The 19,312-nt window shown below is 65.5% G+C and carries 19 protein-coding genes and 1 tRNA gene; 8 read left to right on the top strand and 12 right to left on the bottom strand.

Annotated elements, in window-relative coordinates; genetic code table 11:
- Nucleotides 1-11 precede the first annotated feature (11 nt).
- The gene (ada, locus tag ACZZZM_RS00100; RefSeq protein ID WP_463596348.1) at nt 12-1,049 is read left to right on the top strand and encodes a bifunctional DNA-binding transcriptional regulator/O6-methylguanine-DNA methyltransferase Ada; all 1,038 of its coding nucleotides are present in this window, start codon (nt 12-14) and stop codon (nt 1,047-1,049) included.
- 115 nt (nt 1,050-1,164) lie between these two features.
- On the opposite strand, the gene ACZZZM_RS00095 is transcribed toward ada, so the two are convergent.
- From ACZZZM_RS00095 to ACZZZM_RS00070, 6 genes are all read right to left on the bottom strand, one after another.
- Nucleotides 1,165-2,706: a S1C family serine protease gene (locus tag ACZZZM_RS00095; protein WP_463593079.1), complete on the bottom strand. Its 1,542-nt coding sequence runs from the start codon at nt 2,704-2,706 to the stop codon at nt 1,165-1,167.
- Between the two features lie 93 nt (nt 2,707-2,799).
- Nucleotides 2,800-4,335, bottom strand: a complete 1,536-nt coding sequence (locus ACZZZM_RS00090; protein ID WP_463593078.1) for a tetratricopeptide repeat protein — start codon at nt 4,333-4,335, stop codon at nt 2,800-2,802.
- Nucleotides 4,336-4,408: 73 nt separating this feature from the next.
- Entirely contained in the window at nt 4,409-5,314 is a 906-nt protein-coding gene (locus ACZZZM_RS00085) for a hypothetical protein (protein ID WP_463593077.1), read from the bottom strand.
- Nucleotides 5,315-5,369: 55 nt separating this feature from the next.
- Nucleotides 5,370-5,687 carry a hypothetical protein gene (locus ACZZZM_RS00080; protein WP_463593076.1) on the bottom strand — a complete coding sequence of 106 codons (318 nt, stop codon included), beginning with the start codon at nt 5,685-5,687 and terminating at the stop codon, nt 5,370-5,372.
- Between the two features lie 104 nt (nt 5,688-5,791).
- A complete protein-coding gene (locus tag ACZZZM_RS00075; RefSeq protein ID WP_463593075.1) occupies nt 5,792-7,960 on the bottom strand; it encodes a primosomal protein N' in 2,169 nt (722 codons plus the stop codon).
- A 46-nt stretch (nt 7,961-8,006) separates the two neighbouring features.
- Nucleotides 8,007-8,657, bottom strand: coding sequence for a DUF2490 domain-containing protein (locus tag ACZZZM_RS00070; RefSeq protein ID WP_463593074.1), 651 nt, complete (start codon nt 8,655-8,657; stop codon nt 8,007-8,009).
- Between the two features lie 85 nt (nt 8,658-8,742).
- Between ACZZZM_RS00070 and ACZZZM_RS00065 the strand changes: the two genes are divergently transcribed.
- From ACZZZM_RS00065 to ACZZZM_RS00050, 4 genes are all read left to right on the top strand, one after another.
- Nucleotides 8,743-9,138 carry a hypothetical protein gene (locus tag ACZZZM_RS00065; RefSeq protein ID WP_463593073.1) on the top strand — a complete coding sequence of 132 codons (396 nt, stop codon included), beginning with the start codon at nt 8,743-8,745 and terminating at the stop codon, nt 9,136-9,138.
- Between the two features lie 61 nt (nt 9,139-9,199).
- A complete protein-coding gene (gene fsa, locus ACZZZM_RS00060) occupies nt 9,200-9,853 on the top strand; it encodes a fructose-6-phosphate aldolase (RefSeq protein ID WP_463593072.1) in 654 nt (217 codons plus the stop codon).
- A 150-nt stretch (nt 9,854-10,003) separates the two neighbouring features.
- The gene (locus ACZZZM_RS00055; RefSeq protein WP_463593071.1) at nt 10,004-10,894 is read left to right on the top strand and encodes a tyrosine recombinase XerC; all 891 of its coding nucleotides are present in this window, start codon (nt 10,004-10,006) and stop codon (nt 10,892-10,894) included.
- 31 nt (nt 10,895-10,925) lie between these two features.
- Nucleotides 10,926-11,405 carry a GAF domain-containing protein gene (locus ACZZZM_RS00050; protein WP_463593070.1) on the top strand — a complete coding sequence of 160 codons (480 nt, stop codon included), beginning with the start codon at nt 10,926-10,928 and terminating at the stop codon, nt 11,403-11,405.
- Here ACZZZM_RS00050 and ACZZZM_RS00045 read toward each other — a convergent pair.
- The 4 genes from ACZZZM_RS00045 to rsmI are packed head-to-tail and all read right to left on the bottom strand — an operon-like array spanning nt 11,383 to nt 14,164.
- Entirely contained in the window at nt 11,383-11,967 is a 585-nt protein-coding gene (locus tag ACZZZM_RS00045) for a DedA family protein (protein ID WP_463593069.1), read from the bottom strand. The genes ACZZZM_RS00050 and ACZZZM_RS00045 overlap by 23 nt on opposite strands.
- Before the next feature lie 10 nt (nt 11,968-11,977).
- Nucleotides 11,978-12,934: a glutathione synthase gene (gshB, locus tag ACZZZM_RS00040; RefSeq protein WP_463593068.1), complete on the bottom strand. Its 957-nt coding sequence runs from the start codon at nt 12,932-12,934 to the stop codon at nt 11,978-11,980.
- 43 nt (nt 12,935-12,977) lie between these two features.
- Nucleotides 12,978-13,331 (bottom strand): YraN family protein, encoded by a 354-nt coding sequence (locus ACZZZM_RS00035; RefSeq protein ID WP_463593067.1) that lies wholly within the window; start codon nt 13,329-13,331, stop codon nt 12,978-12,980.
- Nucleotides 13,328-14,164: a 16S rRNA (cytidine(1402)-2'-O)-methyltransferase gene (gene rsmI / locus ACZZZM_RS00030; protein WP_463593066.1), complete on the bottom strand. Its 837-nt coding sequence runs from the start codon at nt 14,162-14,164 to the stop codon at nt 13,328-13,330. Before rsmI ends, ACZZZM_RS00035 begins: the two co-directional genes overlap by 4 nt.
- Nucleotides 14,165-14,175: 11 nt before the next feature.
- Between rsmI and ACZZZM_RS00025 the strand changes: the two genes are divergently transcribed.
- Nucleotides 14,176-15,381 carry a penicillin-binding protein activator gene (locus ACZZZM_RS00025; RefSeq protein WP_463593065.1) on the top strand — a complete coding sequence of 402 codons (1,206 nt, stop codon included), beginning with the start codon at nt 14,176-14,178 and terminating at the stop codon, nt 15,379-15,381.
- Between the two features lie 35 nt (nt 15,382-15,416).
- Here ACZZZM_RS00025 and hemW read toward each other — a convergent pair whose 3' ends face one another.
- On the bottom strand, nt 15,417-16,547 hold the full coding sequence (gene hemW / locus ACZZZM_RS00020; protein WP_463593064.1) for a radical SAM family heme chaperone HemW: 1,131 nt from the start codon (nt 16,545-16,547) through the stop codon (nt 15,417-15,419).
- A gap of 14 nt (nt 16,548-16,561) precedes the next feature.
- Nucleotides 16,562-16,635 (bottom strand) — tRNA-Gly (locus tag ACZZZM_RS00015).
- Between the two features lie 168 nt (nt 16,636-16,803).
- On the opposite strand from ACZZZM_RS00015, the gene ACZZZM_RS00010 reads away from it, so the two are divergent.
- Nucleotides 16,804-18,324: an MFS transporter gene (locus ACZZZM_RS00010; protein ID WP_463593063.1), complete on the top strand. Its 1,521-nt coding sequence runs from the start codon at nt 16,804-16,806 to the stop codon at nt 18,322-18,324.
- 69 nt (nt 18,325-18,393) lie between these two features.
- Nucleotides 18,394-19,245 carry an MBL fold metallo-hydrolase gene (locus ACZZZM_RS00005; RefSeq protein ID WP_463593062.1) on the top strand — a complete coding sequence of 284 codons (852 nt, stop codon included), beginning with the start codon at nt 18,394-18,396 and terminating at the stop codon, nt 19,243-19,245.
- Nucleotides 19,246-19,312 lie beyond the last annotated feature (67 nt).

The raw sequence follows: 19,312 nt of genomic DNA, 5'->3' as shown, positions 1-19,312 counted from the left end.
ATATCGAACTCATGACCCGCGAACCGATCACCGACGACATTGCCTGGGCGGCCTTCGAGGCGCGCGACCGCGGCTATGACGGGCGGGTGATCGGCGCAGTTACGACCACCCGCATTTACTGCAAGCCTAGTTGTCCGGCGCGGCGGCCTAAGCGGGAACACGTGGTCTTCTATGTTGACGCGGAGGCGGCGCGGGCGGCGGGGTATCGTCCGTGTTTGCGGTGCAAGCCGGACGAAGTGGGACGCGACCGGGTGGCGGTCGCGCGGGCGGTGGCGCTGATTGAGGCGGCGGAGGAGAGTGTTTCGCTCGACTCGGTGGCGGCAGCGGTCGGCTATGGGCCGCATCATTTCCATCGGCTGTTCAAGCGCGCGACCGGCGTGACGCCCGCGGCCTATGCGCGCGGGCTCAAGGCGCGGCGTGCGGCGGAGGCGCTGACCCAGGAGGCGAGCGTCACCAGCGCGATCTATGAGGCGGGTTATTCGGCGCCGAGCCGCTTTTACGAGACCGCCAATGCCCGGTTGGGGATGACGCCGAGCGTGTGGAAGCGCGGCGGGGCGGGGGTTACGATCCGTTGGACCGTGGCCGAGACCAGCCTGGGGCCGCTGCTGATCGCGGCGACCGACAAGGGACTGTGCCGAGTGGCATTCGACGAGGATTCGCTCGGGCTCGCGCGCCGTTTTCCGGCGGCAGAGATCGTGGCGGGGGGTGCAGCCTTGGCGGCGCTCGCGGCACGGGTGGTGAATGAAATCGAATCGCCGGGTCGGGATACGGACCTGCCGGTGGACGTGCAGGGGACGGCGTTTCAGGAAGCGGTGTGGAATGCGCTCAGGGCAATCCCGGCGGGCGAGACGCGGAGCTATGCGCAGTTGGCGGCGGCGGCGGGCAAACCACAAGCCGTGCGGGCAGCGGGTACGGCGTGCGGCACCAATCCGATCGCCGTGGTGGTCCCGTGCCACCGGGTGCAGCGGGCGGATGGGAGCATGGGCGGGTACGCTTATGGCGTGGATCGCAAGCGGATGCTGCTCAAGCGGGAGAGACTCCCCAAATAATTCCTTCCGTCATCCCGGACTTGCTCCGGCATCCACCGTGCGGCTCGGGAAATGCTTGAGCTGAAAGCGCTTCACTTGCGGAAGACTGGACCCCGGCACGAGGCCGGGGTGACAATTATTTGGTGGGCACAGCCGGCGGGCCCTCGGTCGCGGCTTCGCAGCGATAGACCAGCTTTTCGTTATACACTGCGGGCAGCGCTGTGCGGATCGCCTGTTGCTGCGTCGCGAGTTCGGCGCGCTTGGCCTGGTCGGGGGAGCAGGTCTTGAGCGGAACGCCTTTGCGGAGCGCGCGGGCCTTGGTCATTTGCTCGGACGAGAGCAGATAGCGCGTCTGGGTGTAGGTGGCCGAGCCGGGATCGTAATCGAGCACCGAGACGGTCTGCTCCTGGTCCGGCACGAGGATGCGCTGCCAGTGCGTGCCCGCCTCGGCATATTGGGTGCGGCCGTTGATGCAACCATCTTCGCCGAGATCAAGATCGACCTTATCGGTGGAAGTGACGGTGACGCGGCTGCGTTCGGGGACCAGGGTGCAGACCATGCGGCCCTGCGCCGATTCCGCCGGGAGCGCCGCGCCTGCGGTCTTGGGCACCGGCATGACCTTGGATTCGTCGAAGCCAGGGCGGCTGAAGAACAGGGCGATGGCGCCGATCATCAGCACGCCGCCGCCCGCCGCGACCCAGATTGCCTCGCGCTGGCGATCGCGCGACAGCAGCAACCCGGCGCCGCCCATACCGAGTGCGCCTAGGACCAGCAGCAAGGCCGCGCCGGCCATGTAATTCTCGCGGGCGGATTCGCTGCGCGAGCGGGCCTGGGCGATGGCGTCCTGGCGTTCGGATTCAGACTTGGCGGCATTGGCGCGGGCGAGCTGTTCGGCTTCGGTGCGCGCCTTTTCCTCGGCGGTACGCTCGAGCGCCATCTGCTCCTCGACGCTGGTGCACGGCACCGCGACCTGACCGATCGGCTGCTTGGCTTCGGCGAGGAAGGCGGCGAGCTCCTTGCCCGAAATGGCGAAGGCGAAAGTCGCATCGCCTTCGTCGGCGCGGGTGATCGCCGAATTGACGCCGAGCACGCGGCCGCAGCGATCGAGCAAGGGCCCGCCCGAATTGCCGCGGGCGATATTGGCAGTGTGGAGCAACACGCTGGTGCCCTGGAGCGAGCGCATGCCGGCGAACCCGCCCTGCGAGCGGACAGGCGATTGCGGCTTGATGAAATCGGCGGCCGAGCGCGCCGTGGCGATATCGACATTGCCCGGATAGCCGAGCGCGAACATGGCTTCGCCGTCGGTCGGCGAGCCCGTGTAGAGCGTGAGCGGCGCCAGGCGGACGCCAGTGAACTCGATCAGTGCGAGATCGCGTTCCTTGTCGATCTTGATGAGCTTGCCCTGGAAGGACTTGTCGCCTTCCGACGGGACGACGCCGATCACGACATTGTCGGGGTAGCGCGAGGCGAGCTCGACGACATGCGCGTTGGTGACGATGCGGTTGGGGGCAACGGCGAAGCCGCTGCCATGGCCGAACCCGACGACTTCGTCGCCGACGACGGCGATGGTGACGATGCGGACGACGCCGCGGCCCGAGGCGGAAATGTCGTCGGCGCGTGCCGGGGCTGCACCCCAAGCGAGCACCAGCGCCACCAGCATCAGCAAACGCCGCATCATATGTCCCGCCCTACGCACACCTGCAGAAAGCTTTCGGACAAAAATCCGGGCGGTTCAAGCGAGCGATGCCCGCCCGAACCGCCTGGGACTGCGTCAGGCCGCCTTTTTCTTAGCCTTGGCCTCTTCTTCCTTCTTCTTCGCCTCCGCTTCGGCGGCGATGATCATCTTGAGCGTCTCCTCGGTGCCCTTTTCGTCGAGCGACTTGACCGCCTTGAACGAGAGATTGTCCGCTTTGGCATGCGGGCTGTAGGCAAGCGGCTCGAAAGCGACGCGGGCGGCCTTGGCATTATCCTGCCGGAGCAGAACCTTGCCCGCCTTGAAGCGCAGATCCGCGTCATACGGCGCGAGCACATAGGCACCGAGCAGCCCGGTCTGGGCGTTGGCAGTGGCTGGAACGCCCTCCGCCTCATAGCTGTCGTAGAAAAGGACGAGCGGCTGCGGATATTCGGTATCGAGCTTGTTGGCTTTGAGGAACCACGAACGGATCGACTTCCAGCGCGCCGGAGTTTTGTCTTTGGCGGCCTTGGCAATCTCCATCTGTGCCATGCCCTTGTACAGCAGAGCGTGGATCGACTTGGGATCGGCGGCGATGGCGCGGTCCGCCGCGGCTTCGGCCGCGGCATAATTCTTGGCGTCGAACTCGGCTTCGGCCAGTTCATTTTGCGCAGCCGCATCATTTGGATAGGGCGCGGCGAGACGGCGAGCGAGGTCCGCGACGCCGGGCGCCTGCTTCTCGTCGACACCGCGATTCGAGGCCATGCGCGCGGGCATCGTCGCCGCTTCGCCGGCGCTCAGCTTGCGGATCGAGACCTGGCCGATCGGAACCTTGTCCTTGGTAAGCGTGATCACCGGCACGCTCTTGCGCTTGGCATAGATGTTGAGCTTGCTGTCGAGCGCGTTCGGATCGCCATAAGCGCGGCTCGCCTCGTCGGTCTTACCCTCGTTGCTGAGCTTGATGTAATTGCCGAGCTCTTCGGCATGACCGCCGAGAATCGAATAATGGGTGAGCAGCCAGCCGCGGCCATAGAGGATGTGCGTTTGCAGATCACCGAGCTTGCCCGGATTGAGCATCAGCATCTGGCTTGCCGGCATCTGGCCCTTTTCGAGCATGCCATAGCCGCGATATTCGGGCGGCTTGCCGAAGACGAGGCTGCCATCGGTGCGGAAGAAGGCCGTGCCGACGAACTCGGCGAACCCTTCGACGAACCACTTCGCGAACACGGCGCTGGGCCAGCTCGAGAACATGAAGCTGTGGCCATATTCGTGCTGGAGGATCGAAGCCGCATCGAGCGGTCCGCTGCTGTTGCGCGGCACGAACGCCGTCGGGCCCGAGGCGCGGGGGATGTAGAAGCCGGCAATGCTGCTCGATCCGGCGAGCTTCTGGAGCGCGCTGACATCGGAGGTAGTGTAGACAGTGACGCGCAGGTTGGGGCTGAGCGGGCTGTCTGGCGTGCCGGTGATCATCCGCAGCGACTGATCGAATCGCTCGAGCCGCTCGGTGAACGCGGTCACCTTCTCCGGCGAATCGTCCGAATAGACGACGAAATGCTTCGAGCTGGCTTCGTACCAGTCGGCATGCGCGACCGCTGGAATGACCAGACTCAGTGCCAGTATGGCTTTGCGAAACATGATGATTTTTGCCCCCGAAATTGATTGGGGATTTGTATAGCCGGCGTTCATCTGCCGCAAGCGCGGTGAATTTCTAAGGTTTGTCGTCCCCGCCTTCGCCGCCGTCGTCATCGTCATCGGCCTCGGGCTTGCCGTCGAGGTCCTCGATCGCGTCGCGAACTTTGCTCGCGTCGATCAGCGCGATCAGCTTCTGCGCGCGGGCGGCGAGCGCGCGGTTGTGCGGCTGATAGGCGAGGGGGGAGAGCAGGGCCCGCGCCGAATCCTTCTTGCCCTCGCGCAGATACAGCGTCGCGGCGAGGAGGCGCAGGCTGCGATCCTGGGGCGCAAGCTCGAACGCGTGGATGAGTCCGACCTTGGCGGCCTGGGTCGGGGGCTCGCCGGAGCCGAGGAAACTCAGGAAATATTGGATGGGCGGCTTGGGATTCTGCGTGTCGAGCCGGTTTGCAGTGACGATGATCTTGCGAATCGCACTCCAACGCTCCTTGTCCTTGTCGCCCGCCTTGCGCGCAGCGCTCATCATCGCGCGCGCCTTGAACAGATAGGCGTCCACTGCCTTGGGATCCGCGGCGATGGCGCGATCGGCGGCGGCTATGGCGCCGTCGAAATCGCGCGCGCCGAAGGCCGTTTCAGCCAGGACGATCTGCGCGCCGGGATCGTTCGGGAACGGCGCGGCGGCCTTGCGCGCATCGGCATAGACTCCGGGCGCGGTCTTGGAATTGACGCCGACCTTGGAGCGGATGCGCACCTTCATCGTCGCGGACTCGCCCTGGGTCAGTTCGCGGATCGCGACTTCGCCGATGGCGAGCGCGGGACCCGCCAACTGAGTCGCGCGTAGCGTGCCCATCTTGTAGCGCTCGAGCTCGCGATCGAGTGTGCGCAAATCGCCGAACGCCGCGCTCGCCGCCTGGATCGGCGGCGTGCCTTCGTTGATCCCGTCAAGATATTTGCCGAGTTGGCCGCGCCGCGCCGGGGCGCCCACCCGCAGGATAGCAAACCCTCCCGGCCCGATGCTAAACCGGAATTTCTTGATTAATTTATAGACACCTTAATAGATGACGAAGAGCAGAAGAATAAGAAGTTGTAACTATCAATCCCGCGGATTCCAGACTTTCAAAATCAATAAATCCAGTCAACATTTCTATAGATTCTCGATTGTTCAAAACATAATCTCGAATCTGATTTTCAGTTCCGGTAACAATAATTTCTTCTTGTAGAGGCTCGTCGCCCCCCGGTACATCTTGGCCGCGCCCACAAATGCATTGAAAAGTTCTTGTCGGAATGGAACTTGATGCTCCCTCGTAAATCCCTACAGGGTTAGTAATGGCAACGGCAGCGTAAAGAAAGATGCTCATGATGCTCTCCACAGCAGGAGCTTAAGACAGATAATATTTGTATATATATGTCAAGTAAGGACCTAGTTTGCCCTCGCCTACCAGGATAGCGCCAAAATGGCTCGTCAGACGAAGCTGTAGGGATCGACGTCGACTGCTACGCGGACCTTGGCGCTCCAGCTCAAACCGCCTAGCCATTCGCGGATCATGTCCTGCACGTCGAAGGCGCGGCGGGCATGCACCAGCAGCCGGAAGCGGTGGCGGCCGCGGAGCATCGCGAGCGGGGCGGGGGCGGGGCCATAGACATGCATCTCGTCAACCTGCGGCGCGCTGCGGCCGATCATCCGGGCGGTTTCCTCGGCGGCGGCGCGGTCTTCGGACGAGACGATGATGGCGGCGTAGCGGCCGTACGGTGGCGCGCCCGCTTCGCGCCGGGCCTCGGTCTCGGCGGCGTAGAAGCTCTCGGCATCGCCCGAGACCAAAGCCTGCATCACCTGCGCCTCGGGCGCGTGGGTCTGGATATAGACGGTGCCGGGCTTCTCGCCGCGGCCGGCGCGGCCCGAGACCTGCATGATCTGCTGGAAGGTGCGCTCGGAGGCGCGCAGATCGCCGCCGTCGAGTCCGAGGTCCGCGTCGACCACGCCGACCAGGGTGAGGTTGGGGAAGTGATAGCCCTTGGTCACCAATTGAGTGCCGATGACGATGTCGATCTCGTGATGCTCCATGCGGCTCACGAACTCGGCGGCGCGGGCGGGGGACCAGATCGTGTCCGAAGTGACCACGGCGGTGCGCGCATCGGGGAAGATCGCCGCGACTTCATCGGCGATGCGCTCGACGCCGGGGCCGCAGGCGACCAGCGTGTCCTCCGATTTGCACTCGGGGCAGATCTCGGGAGTCGCGTCGACATGGCCGCAATGGTGGCAAGATAGGCGCCGGATCAGCCGGTGCTCGACCATCCAGGCAGTGCAATTGGGGCATTGGAAGCGGTGGCCGCAATGGCGGCAAAGCGTGAGCGGGGCATAGCCGCGGCGATTGAGGAAGAGCAGCGACTGCTCGCCGCGCGCGAGGGTTTCCTCCAGTGCTTTCACGAGGCGCGGCGCGAGCCAGCGGCCGCGCTCGGGCGGCTCCTGGATCAGGTCGATCGCTTCGATGTGCGGCATTTCCGCAGTGCCGAAGCGGACGGGGAGCTTGAGTTCCTCGTAGCGGCCGAGCTCGACCTGGTGGCGCGTCTCGATCGCGGGCGTAGCCGAGGCCAAGACGACGGTGCATTCCTCGAAGAAGCCGCGCATCACGGCGACATCGCGCGCGTGATAATGGACGCCTTCCTCCTGCTTGAAGCTGGTCTCGTGCGCTTCGTCGACTACGATGAGCCCGAGGTTCGGATAAGGCAGGAACAAGGCCGAGCGGGCGCCGACCGTCACCATCGCCTCGCCGCTGGCGATCGCGCGCCAAGCGCGGCGGCGCTGCGAGGTGCGTAGGCCCGAATGCCAGGCGATGGGCTCGCAGCCGAAGCGCTTGGCGAAACGCGTGAGGAAGGGCTCGGTGAGCGCGATTTCGGGGAGGAGGACGAGGGTCTGCTTGCCGCTGGCGAGCGCTGCCGCGACGGCTTCGAAATAGACTTCGGTCTTGCCCGATCCGGTGACGCCGTCGAGCAGGAAGGTCTGGAAAGCGCCCGCGCCGACCGATTGGCGGAGGATGCTGGAGGCATCGGCCTGTTCGGGCGAGAGATCGGGCGGGGCGAAATGCGGATCTGGGAGCGGATAGGGGCTGTCGGTATCGACGATGACCGCCTCGATCGCGCCGATCTTACACAGGCCGCGGATTACTCCTTCCGAGACATCGGCGATGGTCGCGAGTTCGCGAACCAGCCCCTGGCGGTCGCCGATGCGTTCCAAAGCCTGGGCGCGCTGGGGGGTGAGACGATCGGGGACCATGCCGGTCGCACGATATTCGGTGATCGTCGGCGCGGCCTCGAACGCAGCCGAAGTGCGCAGCGCCATCGCCAGCACCGCGACGGGGGGGCTCAGATAATAATTGGCGGTCCATTCGACGAGGCGGCGGACCGCGGCGGGGATCGGCGGCGCATCGGATACGCCAAGCAACGGCCGCAAGCGATTGTCGCCAACCTCTGCATCCGAAGGCATGCGATCGGCCTCCCACACCACACCGGCAAGCTGGCGCGGGCCGAGCGGCGCGACAACGATCGAGCCCGGTTCCACATGCATGCCCGCGGGCACGCGATAGTCGAGCGGGCCGAGCGCGGAATTCATGACGAGGACGCGAGCGCGGGTCATTCTCGCCTCATATGGGGATTTGTGGGCGAAGCGGAATCCCCGATCGTCAGAGCTCGATCGTCACGCTCAGATTGGCGATGTGATCCATCTGGTCGCGCGCGCCGCCGCGGCCGAAGCGGTATTGGTTGAGATAGCCGATATCGGTCTTGAGCGCTTCGCTGAGCGGGATGCTCAGGCCGACAGTATTGCGCATCCGGTCATAGCCGCTGCTCTGGCGAGTATCGTTCAGGTTGATGAAGCTCTCATGGTTGGCGAATGCGGCGAGACCGCTTTTGCCGATCGGCCTGGTGTAGCGGAGCTGCTGGCGCCAGCGCACCCCGACCCCGGGACCGGCACTGCTGAAATGCTGCTCGACGCGCGTGCGAGTGGAGAAGCCGCTGCCGAGCTTGAAGGTGACTTGCTGGCGCAGGCGCTCTTCGTTGGGGACTGCACGGCCGTGATCGTAATCCTGGACGTGGCGATAGCCGAAGCCAATCTCGACGCTGTCGCTCAGCTTGTGGCCGACGATCCCGCCGAACTCGCTGTGGGAAAAGCCGTCGGCGCGATCCGAAAAGCGACCGATGCTCTCGAGCGTGACGGAGGTGTCCTTACCGATTTCGGTTTCGGCATTGGCCTGGAGCCAGATTTGCTCATCGACGCGCTGGGCGGCGGCCGGAGCGGCGAGAATCAGAAACGGAAGCGCGAGACGGAGCATCATTCCGGCTTAACAGCATTCATCCGACTTTGTTGCAATCTCGCCTAAGAACAAATATAGAACATACGACTCGAACGGGAGGATCGCTGTGCTTCTGACTGCGTTCGCGCTGGCCATGGCCGCGCCGCAATGTGCCCGGCAAGTGGACTTGCCGGCGGGGCTTTCGGGATGGGTGCGGAGCGGCGAAGGACTCGGCACGCGCCATGCGACCGTTCTGAAGCCGCGCGATGGCGGCGTCGAGACTCGCGTGACGATCCGCAAGGCCGGGACCTTCGGGATCGCGATCGACCGCGAAGGCTGGATCGATGTGGCGCCGGCACGGGGAAAGCCGCTGCCCATGACCTCCGAGAATCGGGGCCCGCGCTGTTCGGGCATCCGCAAGATCGTCCGCTATCGGCTGCGGCCGGGCGAATATCGCGTGACCGTGGCCAGGCTCAAGGCCGAGCCCGTGCGGCTGATGCTGGTGCACGGAAGCGCGCGCTGACGGGTTTGCCCGTGTCCTTGGAAGCGGCTAGGCGGACGGGATCAACGCCCGGGAGGCCGCAATGAAGTTCTTCGCCGACACTGCCGACACCGCCGATATCCGCGATCTTGCCGATACCGGGCTGCTTGACGGGGTGACCACCAATCCCTCGCTGATCCACAAGGCCGGCCGCGACTTCCTTGAAGTGGTCCGCGAGATTTGCGGGATCGTCGAAGGTCCGGTCTCGGCAGAAGTCGTCGCGCTCGATCATGCAGGCATGATGCGCGAGGCCGAAATCCTGCGGAAGATCGCCGACAATGTCGCGGTCAAGGTGCCGTTGACGCTCGACGGGCTCAAGACCTGCAAGGCGCTCACCAATGACGGTACGATGGTCAACGTCACGCTCTGCTTCTCGGCAAACCAGGCGCTGCTCGCAGCGAAGGCGGGCGCGACCTTCGTCTCGCCCTTCGTCGGGCGACACGACGATAACGGGTTCGACGGGATGCAGCTGATCGCCGACATCCGGATGATCTACGACAATTACGATTTCGAGACCGAGATCCTGGTGGCCAGCGTGCGGCACCCGATCCATGTGCTTGAGGCCGCCAAGATCGGCGCCGACGTGATGACCGCGCCGCCCGCAGTGATCCGCCAGCTCGTCAAGCATGTGCTGACCGACAAGGGCATCGAGGGGTTCATGGCCGATTGGGCGAAGACCGGGCAGAAGATCGGCTGAGCTGATCCTCCGCGCTACGGGGGAGGTAACGGCGCGAAGCGCTGACGGAGGGGGCTCTCCACATAGCAGAGCGCTTGCGGCACGCCACCTCCACCAGCCTGCGGCTGGTCCCCCTCCCCGTGCCGGGAAAGATCGTTTAGGGTTGCCCCTGTGACCCAAGCCCTCCCCCTCCTCTACGCCCAGCATCTCGCGCGCGATCGGCGGCGGTCGGCGCATACGGTGCGGGCATATGAAGCGACCGCGATGCGGCTGGTGGCTTTCTTGCAGAATCATTGGGGCGGGGCGGTGACGCGCGGGGCGCTGGCGGAGATCACCGCCGCCGATCTGCGCGCCTTCCTGGCGGCGCGCCGCAGCGACGGGATCGGCAATGCTTCCGCCGCGCGAGAGCTTTCCGCGGTGCGCGGGTTCCTGAAATTCGCGGGCGAGGACAGCGCGGAGATGCCGCGGCTGCGCGGGCCGCGCGTAAAAAGGGGCGTGCCGCGCCCGATCGCCCCGGACGAGGCCGTGGCGCTTGCCGAGCTGGCGTCCGAAGAGGCGAGCGAGCCTTGGATCGCAGCGCGTGATTGGGCGGTGCTGCTGCTGCTCTACGGCGCCGGACTGCGGATCGGCGAGGCTGTGGGATTGACCGGGGCCGTGCTGCCGCTCGACGCGACGCTGCGCGTGACCGGCAAGCGCGACAAGACGCGGATCGTGCCGCTGCTGCCGCAGGTTCGCGAGGCGATCGAGGCTTATGCCGGGGCTACGCCCTGGGCGATTGCCGCGGATGCGCCGCTGTTTCGCGGAGCCAAGGGTGGGCCGCTTCCGCCGGGGGCGATTCGCAAGGCAGTGCGCTCGGCGCGGAGGACTTTGGGGCTATCCGAGCGCACGACGCCGCATGCGCTGCGGCACAGTTTCGCAACGCATCTGCTCGGGCGTGGCGCCGATCTGCGCGCGCTGCAGGAATTGCTGGGCCATGCGAGCCTCAGTTCCACGCAGATCTACACCGCAGTCGATGCCGCGCACCTGCTCGACGTATACCGCAATGCCCATCCGCGGGCGTGATCCCGCCGCAATTAAATTATAATGCGGCCAAATGCATGATTTTGCCGATGATATTGCCGCCGTCCAGCACATCCCCGAAGTCGAGGCGATGCTCGCCGAGGTCTGCGAATTGACTGGAATGGGGTTTGCCGCAGTGGCGCGAGTGACGGCCGACCGCTGGGTGGCGTGCCAGTTGCTCGACCGCATCGAATTCGGGCTCAAGCCGGGCGACGAACTCAAGATCAAGACGACGATCTGCGAAGAAATCCGCGCCAGCGGCCAATGCGTGTTCATCGATCACGTTTCAGACGACCCGCATTGGCGCAGGCATCACACGCCGGCCATGTACGGCTTCGAGAGCTATATCTCGATCCCGATCACGCTTCCCGACGGCAGCTTCTTCGGGACGCTCTGCGCGATCGATCCGGCGCCGCGCACCAAGGGGTTGGAGGGCGTGGTCCCGCGGATGACGGCAATGGCAGCGGATATTGCCGGCGAGTTCGATCGGATCAGGAACGCGGCTTCCAGGTGAAGACGCGCCACAGATAGAGCAGGACGATCGACACGACGATCGCGGTGACCACCGGGCCGACATAATGCTCGATATCCTCGACGCCCTTGCCGAGGCCGTAGCCGACGCTGACGAGGATGACGTTCCAGATGGTGCTGCCCGCCGCGGTATAGCCGACGAAGCGCCAGAAGGGCATGTGCATCAGCCCGGCGGGGATCGAGATCAGCGTGCGGCCGATCGGCATGAAGCGGAAGATCAGCACCGTCGGCCCGCCATATTTGTCGAAATAGGATTTGAGCCGCTCGACTTCGTGCCAGTCCATCGTCAACCAGCGGCCCCAGCGATCGACCAGCGGCCTGAGGCGCATATAGCCGAGCCGACGGCCGATTTCCCACCAGAAGAGATTGCCGAGCACGGTGCCCGCCGTGCCGACCGCGACCAAGGCGGCGAAGTTCATCTGCCCCTTGGCGACGGCGATGCCGCCCATGCTCATGATCGCCTCAGACGGGACCGGAGGGATCACGTTTTCGAGGACCATGAGCAGGAATACGCCCCAATAGCCCCAATTCGCCGCTTCCCACATGACTTGTTGCTCAGCCCCGTGCCGCGACGCGGGCTTCGATCGCCTGCCAGATCATCGCGCCTGTATCGGTGCCGTTGAAGCGATCGATGGCGACGATGCCGGTGGGAGACGTGACGTTGATTTCGGTGAGCCATTCGCCGCCGATGACGTCGATGCCGACGAACAGCAGCCCGCGGCGCTTCAGCTCGGGGCCGAGCAGGTTGCAGATTTCCTGCTCGCGGGTAGTGAGCTCGGTCTTGGCGGCCGATCCGCCGACCGCGAGGTTCGAGCGGATCTCGCCTTCGCCAGGGATGCGGTTGATCGCGCCGGCGACTTCGCCATCGACCAATACGATGCGCTTGTCACCTTCGGCGACGCTCGGCAGGAAGGCCTGGATCATGTGCGGTTCGCGCCACGCGGTGTTGAAGACTTCGATCAGCGCCGAGAGATTGGCGCCGTCGCTGCCGACCTTGAAGATCGCCTTGCCGCCATTTCCGTGAAGCGGCTTGATGACGATCTCGCCGTGCTCGGCCAGGAAGGCGCGGGCTTCGTCGAGGCTGCGCGTGATCAGCGTGGGCGGCATGAACTGGGCGTAATCGAGGACGAAGACCTTCTCGGGCGCATTGCGGACGCTGGCGGGGTCGTTGACCACCAGGGTCCGGTCCGCGATTCGCTCGAGCAGATGCGTGGCGGTGATATAGCCGAGATCGAAGGGTGGATCCTGCCGCATCAGCACGACATCGGCTTGTTCGCCGAGATCGAGATTTACCGACTCACCGAACTGGAAGTGATCGCCCTCGACACGCTGGACGGTGACCGAATGCGCTTTCGCCCAGACGCGGCCGTCGCGGTAATTGAGGTCCTCGGCAGCATAGTGAAACAGCTTGTGACCGCGCGCCTGCGCCGAAAGCATCAGTGCAAAGCTCGAATCGCCCGCGATGTTGATCGCATCGATCGGGTCCATCTGCACGGCGACGGTAAGCGACATTTCTTGCTCCTCAAGACCGTCGTAGGTGACTTATTCGACTAAGTCACCCTATCCAGGCGTTCTCGATATGGCGAGGGAGCGCGCGAGGGGCAATGAGGATCACGTCGACCCGAATATCGTCTCCGGGGCCGGCATAGCGCGGCATCAGATATTCGGCGGCGCGCGCGACACGCGAGAGCCGGCGCTCATCGATCGCGAAATCGAGCCCGGCCTGCGTGGCACGGGTCTTCACTTCGACGAATGCCACGAGATTGCCGCGGCGGACGACGAGGTCGACTTCTCCTGCGGGGGTGCGGACGCGGCGGGCGAGGATCTTCCAGCCCTTGAGCCACAGCCACCAGGCAGCGCGTCGCTCCCCGTCGCGGCCGGAAAGCTCGGCGGCGCGCCGGTCCCTCATTCGGCCTTCATAGCCATTGCCCGGGCGTAGAGCTTCCGGCGGTCCAGCCCGAGCTTCTTGGCGACTTCGCCTGCAGCCTTGGAAACGGGGAGGCGAGTGAGCGCTTCGGCCAGCGCCGAATCGGCATCTTCGGCGCTGGCGGGGGGCGCGTCGCCGGGGGGGGCGATCACAATGACGATCTCGCCCTTTGGCGGGGCTTCGGCGTAGCGTTCTGAGAGCTGGGTGAGCGATCCGGTGACGCATTCCTCGAATCGCTTGGTGATCTCGCGGGCGACTGCGGCCTCGCGGTCGCCCAGTCCCTCGGCCAGCGCGGCGAGGCAGGCGGAGAGGCGCGGGCCCGATTCGTAGAGGACGAGCGTGGCGCGGACGGCGGCGATCTCGGCGATCGAGTCGGCGCGTGCCTGCTGCTTGCTGGGCAGAAATCCTAGGAAAAGGAAGCGATCGGTGGGGAGTCCGGCGAGGGTCAGCGCGGCAATCGCCGCACAGGGGCCGGGGATGGTCGTCACGGCATGGCCCGCCGCGCGCGCATCCCGCACCAGCTTGAAGCCGGGGTCCGAGATCAGCGGCGTGCCCGCATCCGAAACCAAGGCGACCACCTCGCTTCCCATCCGCGCGATCAGCCCCGGGCGCACTGCATCGGCATTGTGATCGTGATAGGGAGTCATTTTCCCCTTCGCGCCCAGGTGCCGGAAAAGCCCCGCGGTGACGCGGCTATCCTCGACAGCAACCACATCGGCGTTCAGGAGTATCTGCGAAGCGCGTGGGGATAGATCGCCGAGATTGCCGATTGGCGTGGCGACGATGTAGAGGCCGGGCGCAAGTAATGAGTTCATCGGGGAGAGTCATGGCAGACCGCGCAGCAAATCCGCAACGGAAGCTTTCGGGGATGCTCCGCTTTGCGGCGCTTGGCATGGCGGCATTACTCGCCGCTTGCTCGACCGGCCCGCGAATTATTCCCGAGGCCGAGCGCCCGCCGGTGGTCGAAGCGCCGCGCCCGGTGGCGCCGCGTCCGATCACCAATGCTTTGCCGCAGGACGCCGCGCGTCATCGTGTCGCACTGCTCGTGCCTCTCACCGGGCCCAATGCGGGCGTCGGCAAATCGCTTTCCAATGCGACGCAGCTGGCGATTCTCGACACCCGCAGCGATGCCGTCCGCATCACGACTTATGACACGGCGAGCGGCGCGGCCAATGCCGCCAACCAGGCCATCGCCGACGGCAACACGCTGATCCTGGGGCCGTTGCTCGCCGAAGACGCCCGCGAAGTCGCGCCGATCGCCCGGCGCGCGCGGGTGCCGGTGCTCAGCTTCTCCAACGATACCAGCGTTGCGGGCAACGGCACTTATTTGCTCGGCTATTCGCCCGCCCAATCGATCGAGCGCGTGGTGGATTATGCCAAGAGCGCAGGCGTCACCGAATTTGCGGGGCTGATCCCGGCGGGTCTTTATGGCGAACGTGCCTCGACTGCGATGCTGCGCGCCGTCGAGGACGCCGGGGGCAAGGTGCTCGCGATGGAGACGTTCGACAGCCGGCCGGGATCGATGACCAGCGCGATCACCAAGCTCGGCCGCGCGCCCTATCAGGCGATCCTGATCGCGGGCTCGGGCGGCAGCGCGGTTGCCGCAGTGCCGGTGATCCGGCGCTCCGCCGGTGGCAAGACCGCGCGAATCCTCGGCACCGAATTGTGGAACACCGATTCGGGGATCGGCGCAAATGCCGCGCTGAACGGGGCGTGGTTCGCGAGCGTGCCGGACAATTATTACCGCCAATATGCGACTAAATATCGCACGCGCTTTGGCGCGGCGCCCTATCGCATGTCGACGCTCGGCTATGATGCGGTGCTGCTGACGATCCGAATCGCACGCGACTGGCGTCCGGGGGATGCATTTCCCGAGAGCCGGCTGATCGAGCGCGAGGGCTTCGCGGGGCTAGACGGCGCATTCCGCTTCGGCCGCGACGGCGTCGCGCAGCGCGCGCTCGAAGTGCAGGAAGTGCGCGGCGGGACGACAGTGACGGTTTCGGCGGCGCCAGCGAACTTTCGGGGGAACTAGGGCTCGTTCCTCCGCTCGCTCTAGCAGGGGAGGAATCAGGCTAGGACGATCTCGCGGAGAATTGCCTCGAGCACCGGCATCCCGGTGTCGGTGATGCGAAGGCGCGAGCCTTCACGCACGATCAGGCCTTCCTTGATGACCATGTCGATTGCCTTGGGGTCGAGCGGCGCATCGGGAATGCGCGTGAGGTCCACGCCTTCGGCGAGCCGAAGCCCCATCACCAGCGCTTCGACGCCGCGGTCGTGCGGCGTCAGCGCGTCCTCGATCTGCAGTCCGTGGCCGTTGCGCCCGATCGCGGCGATCCAGTTTTCGGGCTTTTTGTGGCGCACGGTGGCGAGACCACCGCGGCGGCCGTGCGCGCCGGGGCCGATCCCGGCATAATCGCCGTAGCGCCAATAGGTCAGGTTGTGCCGGCTCTCGGCGCCGGGGCGGGCGTGGTTGGAGATTTCATATGCGGGGAGGCCCGCCGCCGCGGTGATCGAGCGGGTGGCTTCGAACAGATCGGCAGCCGCGTCCGGATCATAGGCGGTCAGCTCGCCTTTCTCGAACAGGGTGGCGAAGCGCGTGCCGGGCTCGATGGTGAGCTGGTAGAGCGAAAGATGCTCGGTGCCGAAGCCGATCGCGCGGCGCAATTCGGCTTCCCACTGCGCCTGGATCTGATCGGGACGAGCATAGATGAGATCGAAGCTGACCCGCGCGAAATGGCGCTGCGCCGTGTCGAGCGCGCCCAGCCCTTCGGCGACGCCATGCGCGCGCCCAAGGAACCGCAGTGCATCGTCGTCGAGCGCCTGCAGTCCGAGCGAGACTCGGTTGACTCCCGCGGCGGCAAGATCGGCGAAGCGCGCAGCCTCGACCGACGAGGGATTCGCCTCGAGCGTGATTTCAATGCCGGGCTCGAATTGCCAGGCCTGTCCGGCGACCTGGATGACTGCGGCCACCGTTTCCGGGGGCATCAGCGAAGGGGTGCCGCCGCCGAAGAAGATCGAGCCCAGCCTGCGCCCGGGCAGTAGCCGGGCTTCATGCCCCAAATCGGCAAGCATCGCCGCGCGCCACGCTTCCTGGTCCACGCTCTCGCGGACATGGCTGTTGAAGTCGCAATAAGGGCATTTGGACACGCAGAACGGCCAATGCACATAGAGTGCGAGCGGGGGTATCTCGGATGCCATGGTCGCCTGGAGGCTGGAGCGGGTAACGGGAATCGAACCCGTGTATTCAGCTTGGAAGGCTGCTGCACTACCATTGTGCTATACCCGCGAGCCGCGTGCCCCCTGCCACATCGATCCCGAGATGGTCAACAACGTACCGGCCGGACGTGCCCAAACGCCTATCAGCATTTCGACGGAACATCGCGCTACGCGCGAGGTTCGAAAGGCCATCGCCGCACATGCGGACTTACCCGTCGAAGTGAATCCGGAAGCACGAATGGCGCTCGACCCCCAGATGGTGATCACCGAACAGGAGCGCGAGGCCGGGATGCGCCGCCTGGTGACCGAGGCGGCCTATTCGAGCGGGACGGTGGCGCTTACCAGCGGCGTGATCCTGACTGCATTCGCGCTGCATCTGGGCGCATCGAACCTGATGATCGGCATCCTCGCCAGCGCGCCCTTCCTCACCCAATTGCTGCAGGTGCCGGCGATTCTGATCGTCGAGCGGCTGCGTGCGCGCAAGCGCATCGCAGTGCTGACCAGCATATTCGGCCGGCTGATGCTGCTGGTGATGGCAGCGACGGCCTTCGCGGCGGGCACCGTGCCGTTGCTCGTCTTCCTGGCGGCGCAATATGTGCTGTGCGGGCTCAGCGCCGTGGGCGCGTGCGCGTGGAATGCGTGGATGCGCGATCTCGCGCCCGAGGACCGGCTGGGGCGGGTGTTCGCCAAGCGGACGACCTGGACCGCGGCGATCAGCCTGGCGGGCGGGCTCGCGGCGGCGCTGATCCTTGAGCAGACCGCGGACGGTTCAATGGCGCGCAGCTTCGCCTTTGCGGGCATGTTCGTGGTCGGTTGCGTGACCGGGCTGATCAGCGCGCGGATCGTCAGCCGGATGCCCGAGCCGCAGATGCCGCCCGCGGCCGAGCGCATTCATCTGGCCGAACTGCTCCGCGCGCCCTTTGCCGATCGTAATTTCTCGCGACTGATGGCGTTCGTCGCGAGCTGGCAGTTCGCCGTGAACCTCGCCACGCCCTTCTTCACGGTCTTCATCGTCGAACAGTTGCGCTTCGATGTCAGCCTGGTGATGGTGCTGAGCGCCGTCAGCCAGCTCGCCAATCTGCTCGCGCTGCGCACCTGGGGGCATCTCAGCGACCGGTTCTCGAACAAGTCGGTGATGCTGGTCTGCGCGCCGGTCTATATCCTGTGCATCGTCGCGATGATCGGCGCCTCGCAGATGGAGACGCGCTCGCTGATCCTCGGCTGGCTGGTGCTGCTTCATGTGCTGATGGGCGCGTCGGTCGCGGGGGTCACGCTCGCATCGACCAACATTGCGCTCAAGCTTTCCCCCAAGGGCTCGGCGACTGCTTATGTCGCGGCGATTGCGCTCGCAACCGCAGTGGCGGCGGGCATTGCGCCGATCCTGGGCGGGCTGCTCGCCGACTTCTTCGGCAGCCGCCAGCTCGAACTGCTGGTGCGGTGGACAAGCCCCAACGGCATCTGGTCTTTCCCCTTCCGCCTGAGCCATTGGGACTTCTATTTCCTGATGGCGGGGCTGCTCGGGCTCTATGCGATCCACCGGCTTTCGCTGGTGCGCGAGGAAGGCGAAGTCGAGCGCGGGGAAGTGCTGGACGAAGTGCTCGCGCTGACCAGGCGGGCGATCCGCAACGTCTCGACCGTCGCGGGGCTGCGCGCGGCGACCGATTTGCCTGTGTCGCTGCTGAAGGACGCCAGCGTGCGCTTCCGGCTGGCCCGGGCCCAGCGCGGCAAGGCGGCGCGGATCAAGCAACAATCTCGATAACCTGAGTTGGTTCGCGTGAACCGGCGCAGGGCGCAGTCGTTGGCCGGTGGACCCTTGCAGGAGACCGGCATGCGCATCCATCACCTCAATTGCGGAACCGATTGCCCGCTGGGCGGGGCGCTGTTCGACGGGCGAAGCCTGGGGCCGCTCGGGCATCTGGTGTGCCACTGCCTGCTGATCGAAACGGATGCACACGGGCTGGTGCTGGTCGATACCGGCTATGGCCTGCGCGACGTGGATCATCCGCACCGGCCACCGAGCCCGCGGATCACGAGGGCTATGCGGACGCTGCTCAACATCAGGCTGCGCGAAGAGGAGACTGCGGTCCGGCAGATCGCGGCTCTGGGCTTCTCGCCGCAGGACGTGCGCCACATCGTTCTCACGCATCTCGATTTCGATCATGCCGGTGGGCTCGAGGATTTCCCCCATGCGACGATCCATGTGCTGGAGAAGGAATGGTCGGCGGCGACCGGCCCGCGCCCGGGCTTCGTGCTGCGCAACCGCTATCGCCCGTCGCAATTCGACGAGGTCCGCAATTGGCGGGGTTACGGCGCGCAGGGCGAGCCGTGGTTCGGCTTCGACGCCGTTCGCGATCTCGAAGGGCTTCCGCCCGAAATCCTGATGGTACCGCTGCCGGGGCACACTTGGGGCCATGCGGGCGTGGCGATCCGGCAGCCCGAAGGCTGGCTGCTCCATGCCGGCGACGCCTATTTCTATCGTGGCGAGATGCGCCAGGCGGTGCGCAAATGCACGCCGGGTCTGCGCGGCTATCAGACGATGATGGAAGTCAGCCGCGAACTGCGGATGACCAATCAGGAGCGGCTGCGGCGGCTGTCGGTCGAGAAGAGCGGGGAGCTGAAGGTCCTTTGCGCGCACGATCCGGTGGAGTTCGAGCGGGCAGTGGCGGGTAGTTTACTCTAGCCGAAAGTGGTGTCGAGGAACATCATCGCTGCCAGCCCGGCCATCAGCCCGGTGGTGACGCGACCGC

This window comes from Sphingomonas sp. AC522 (assembly GCF_979258125.1).
This window is presented reverse-complemented; position numbering and strand designations above follow the sequence as displayed.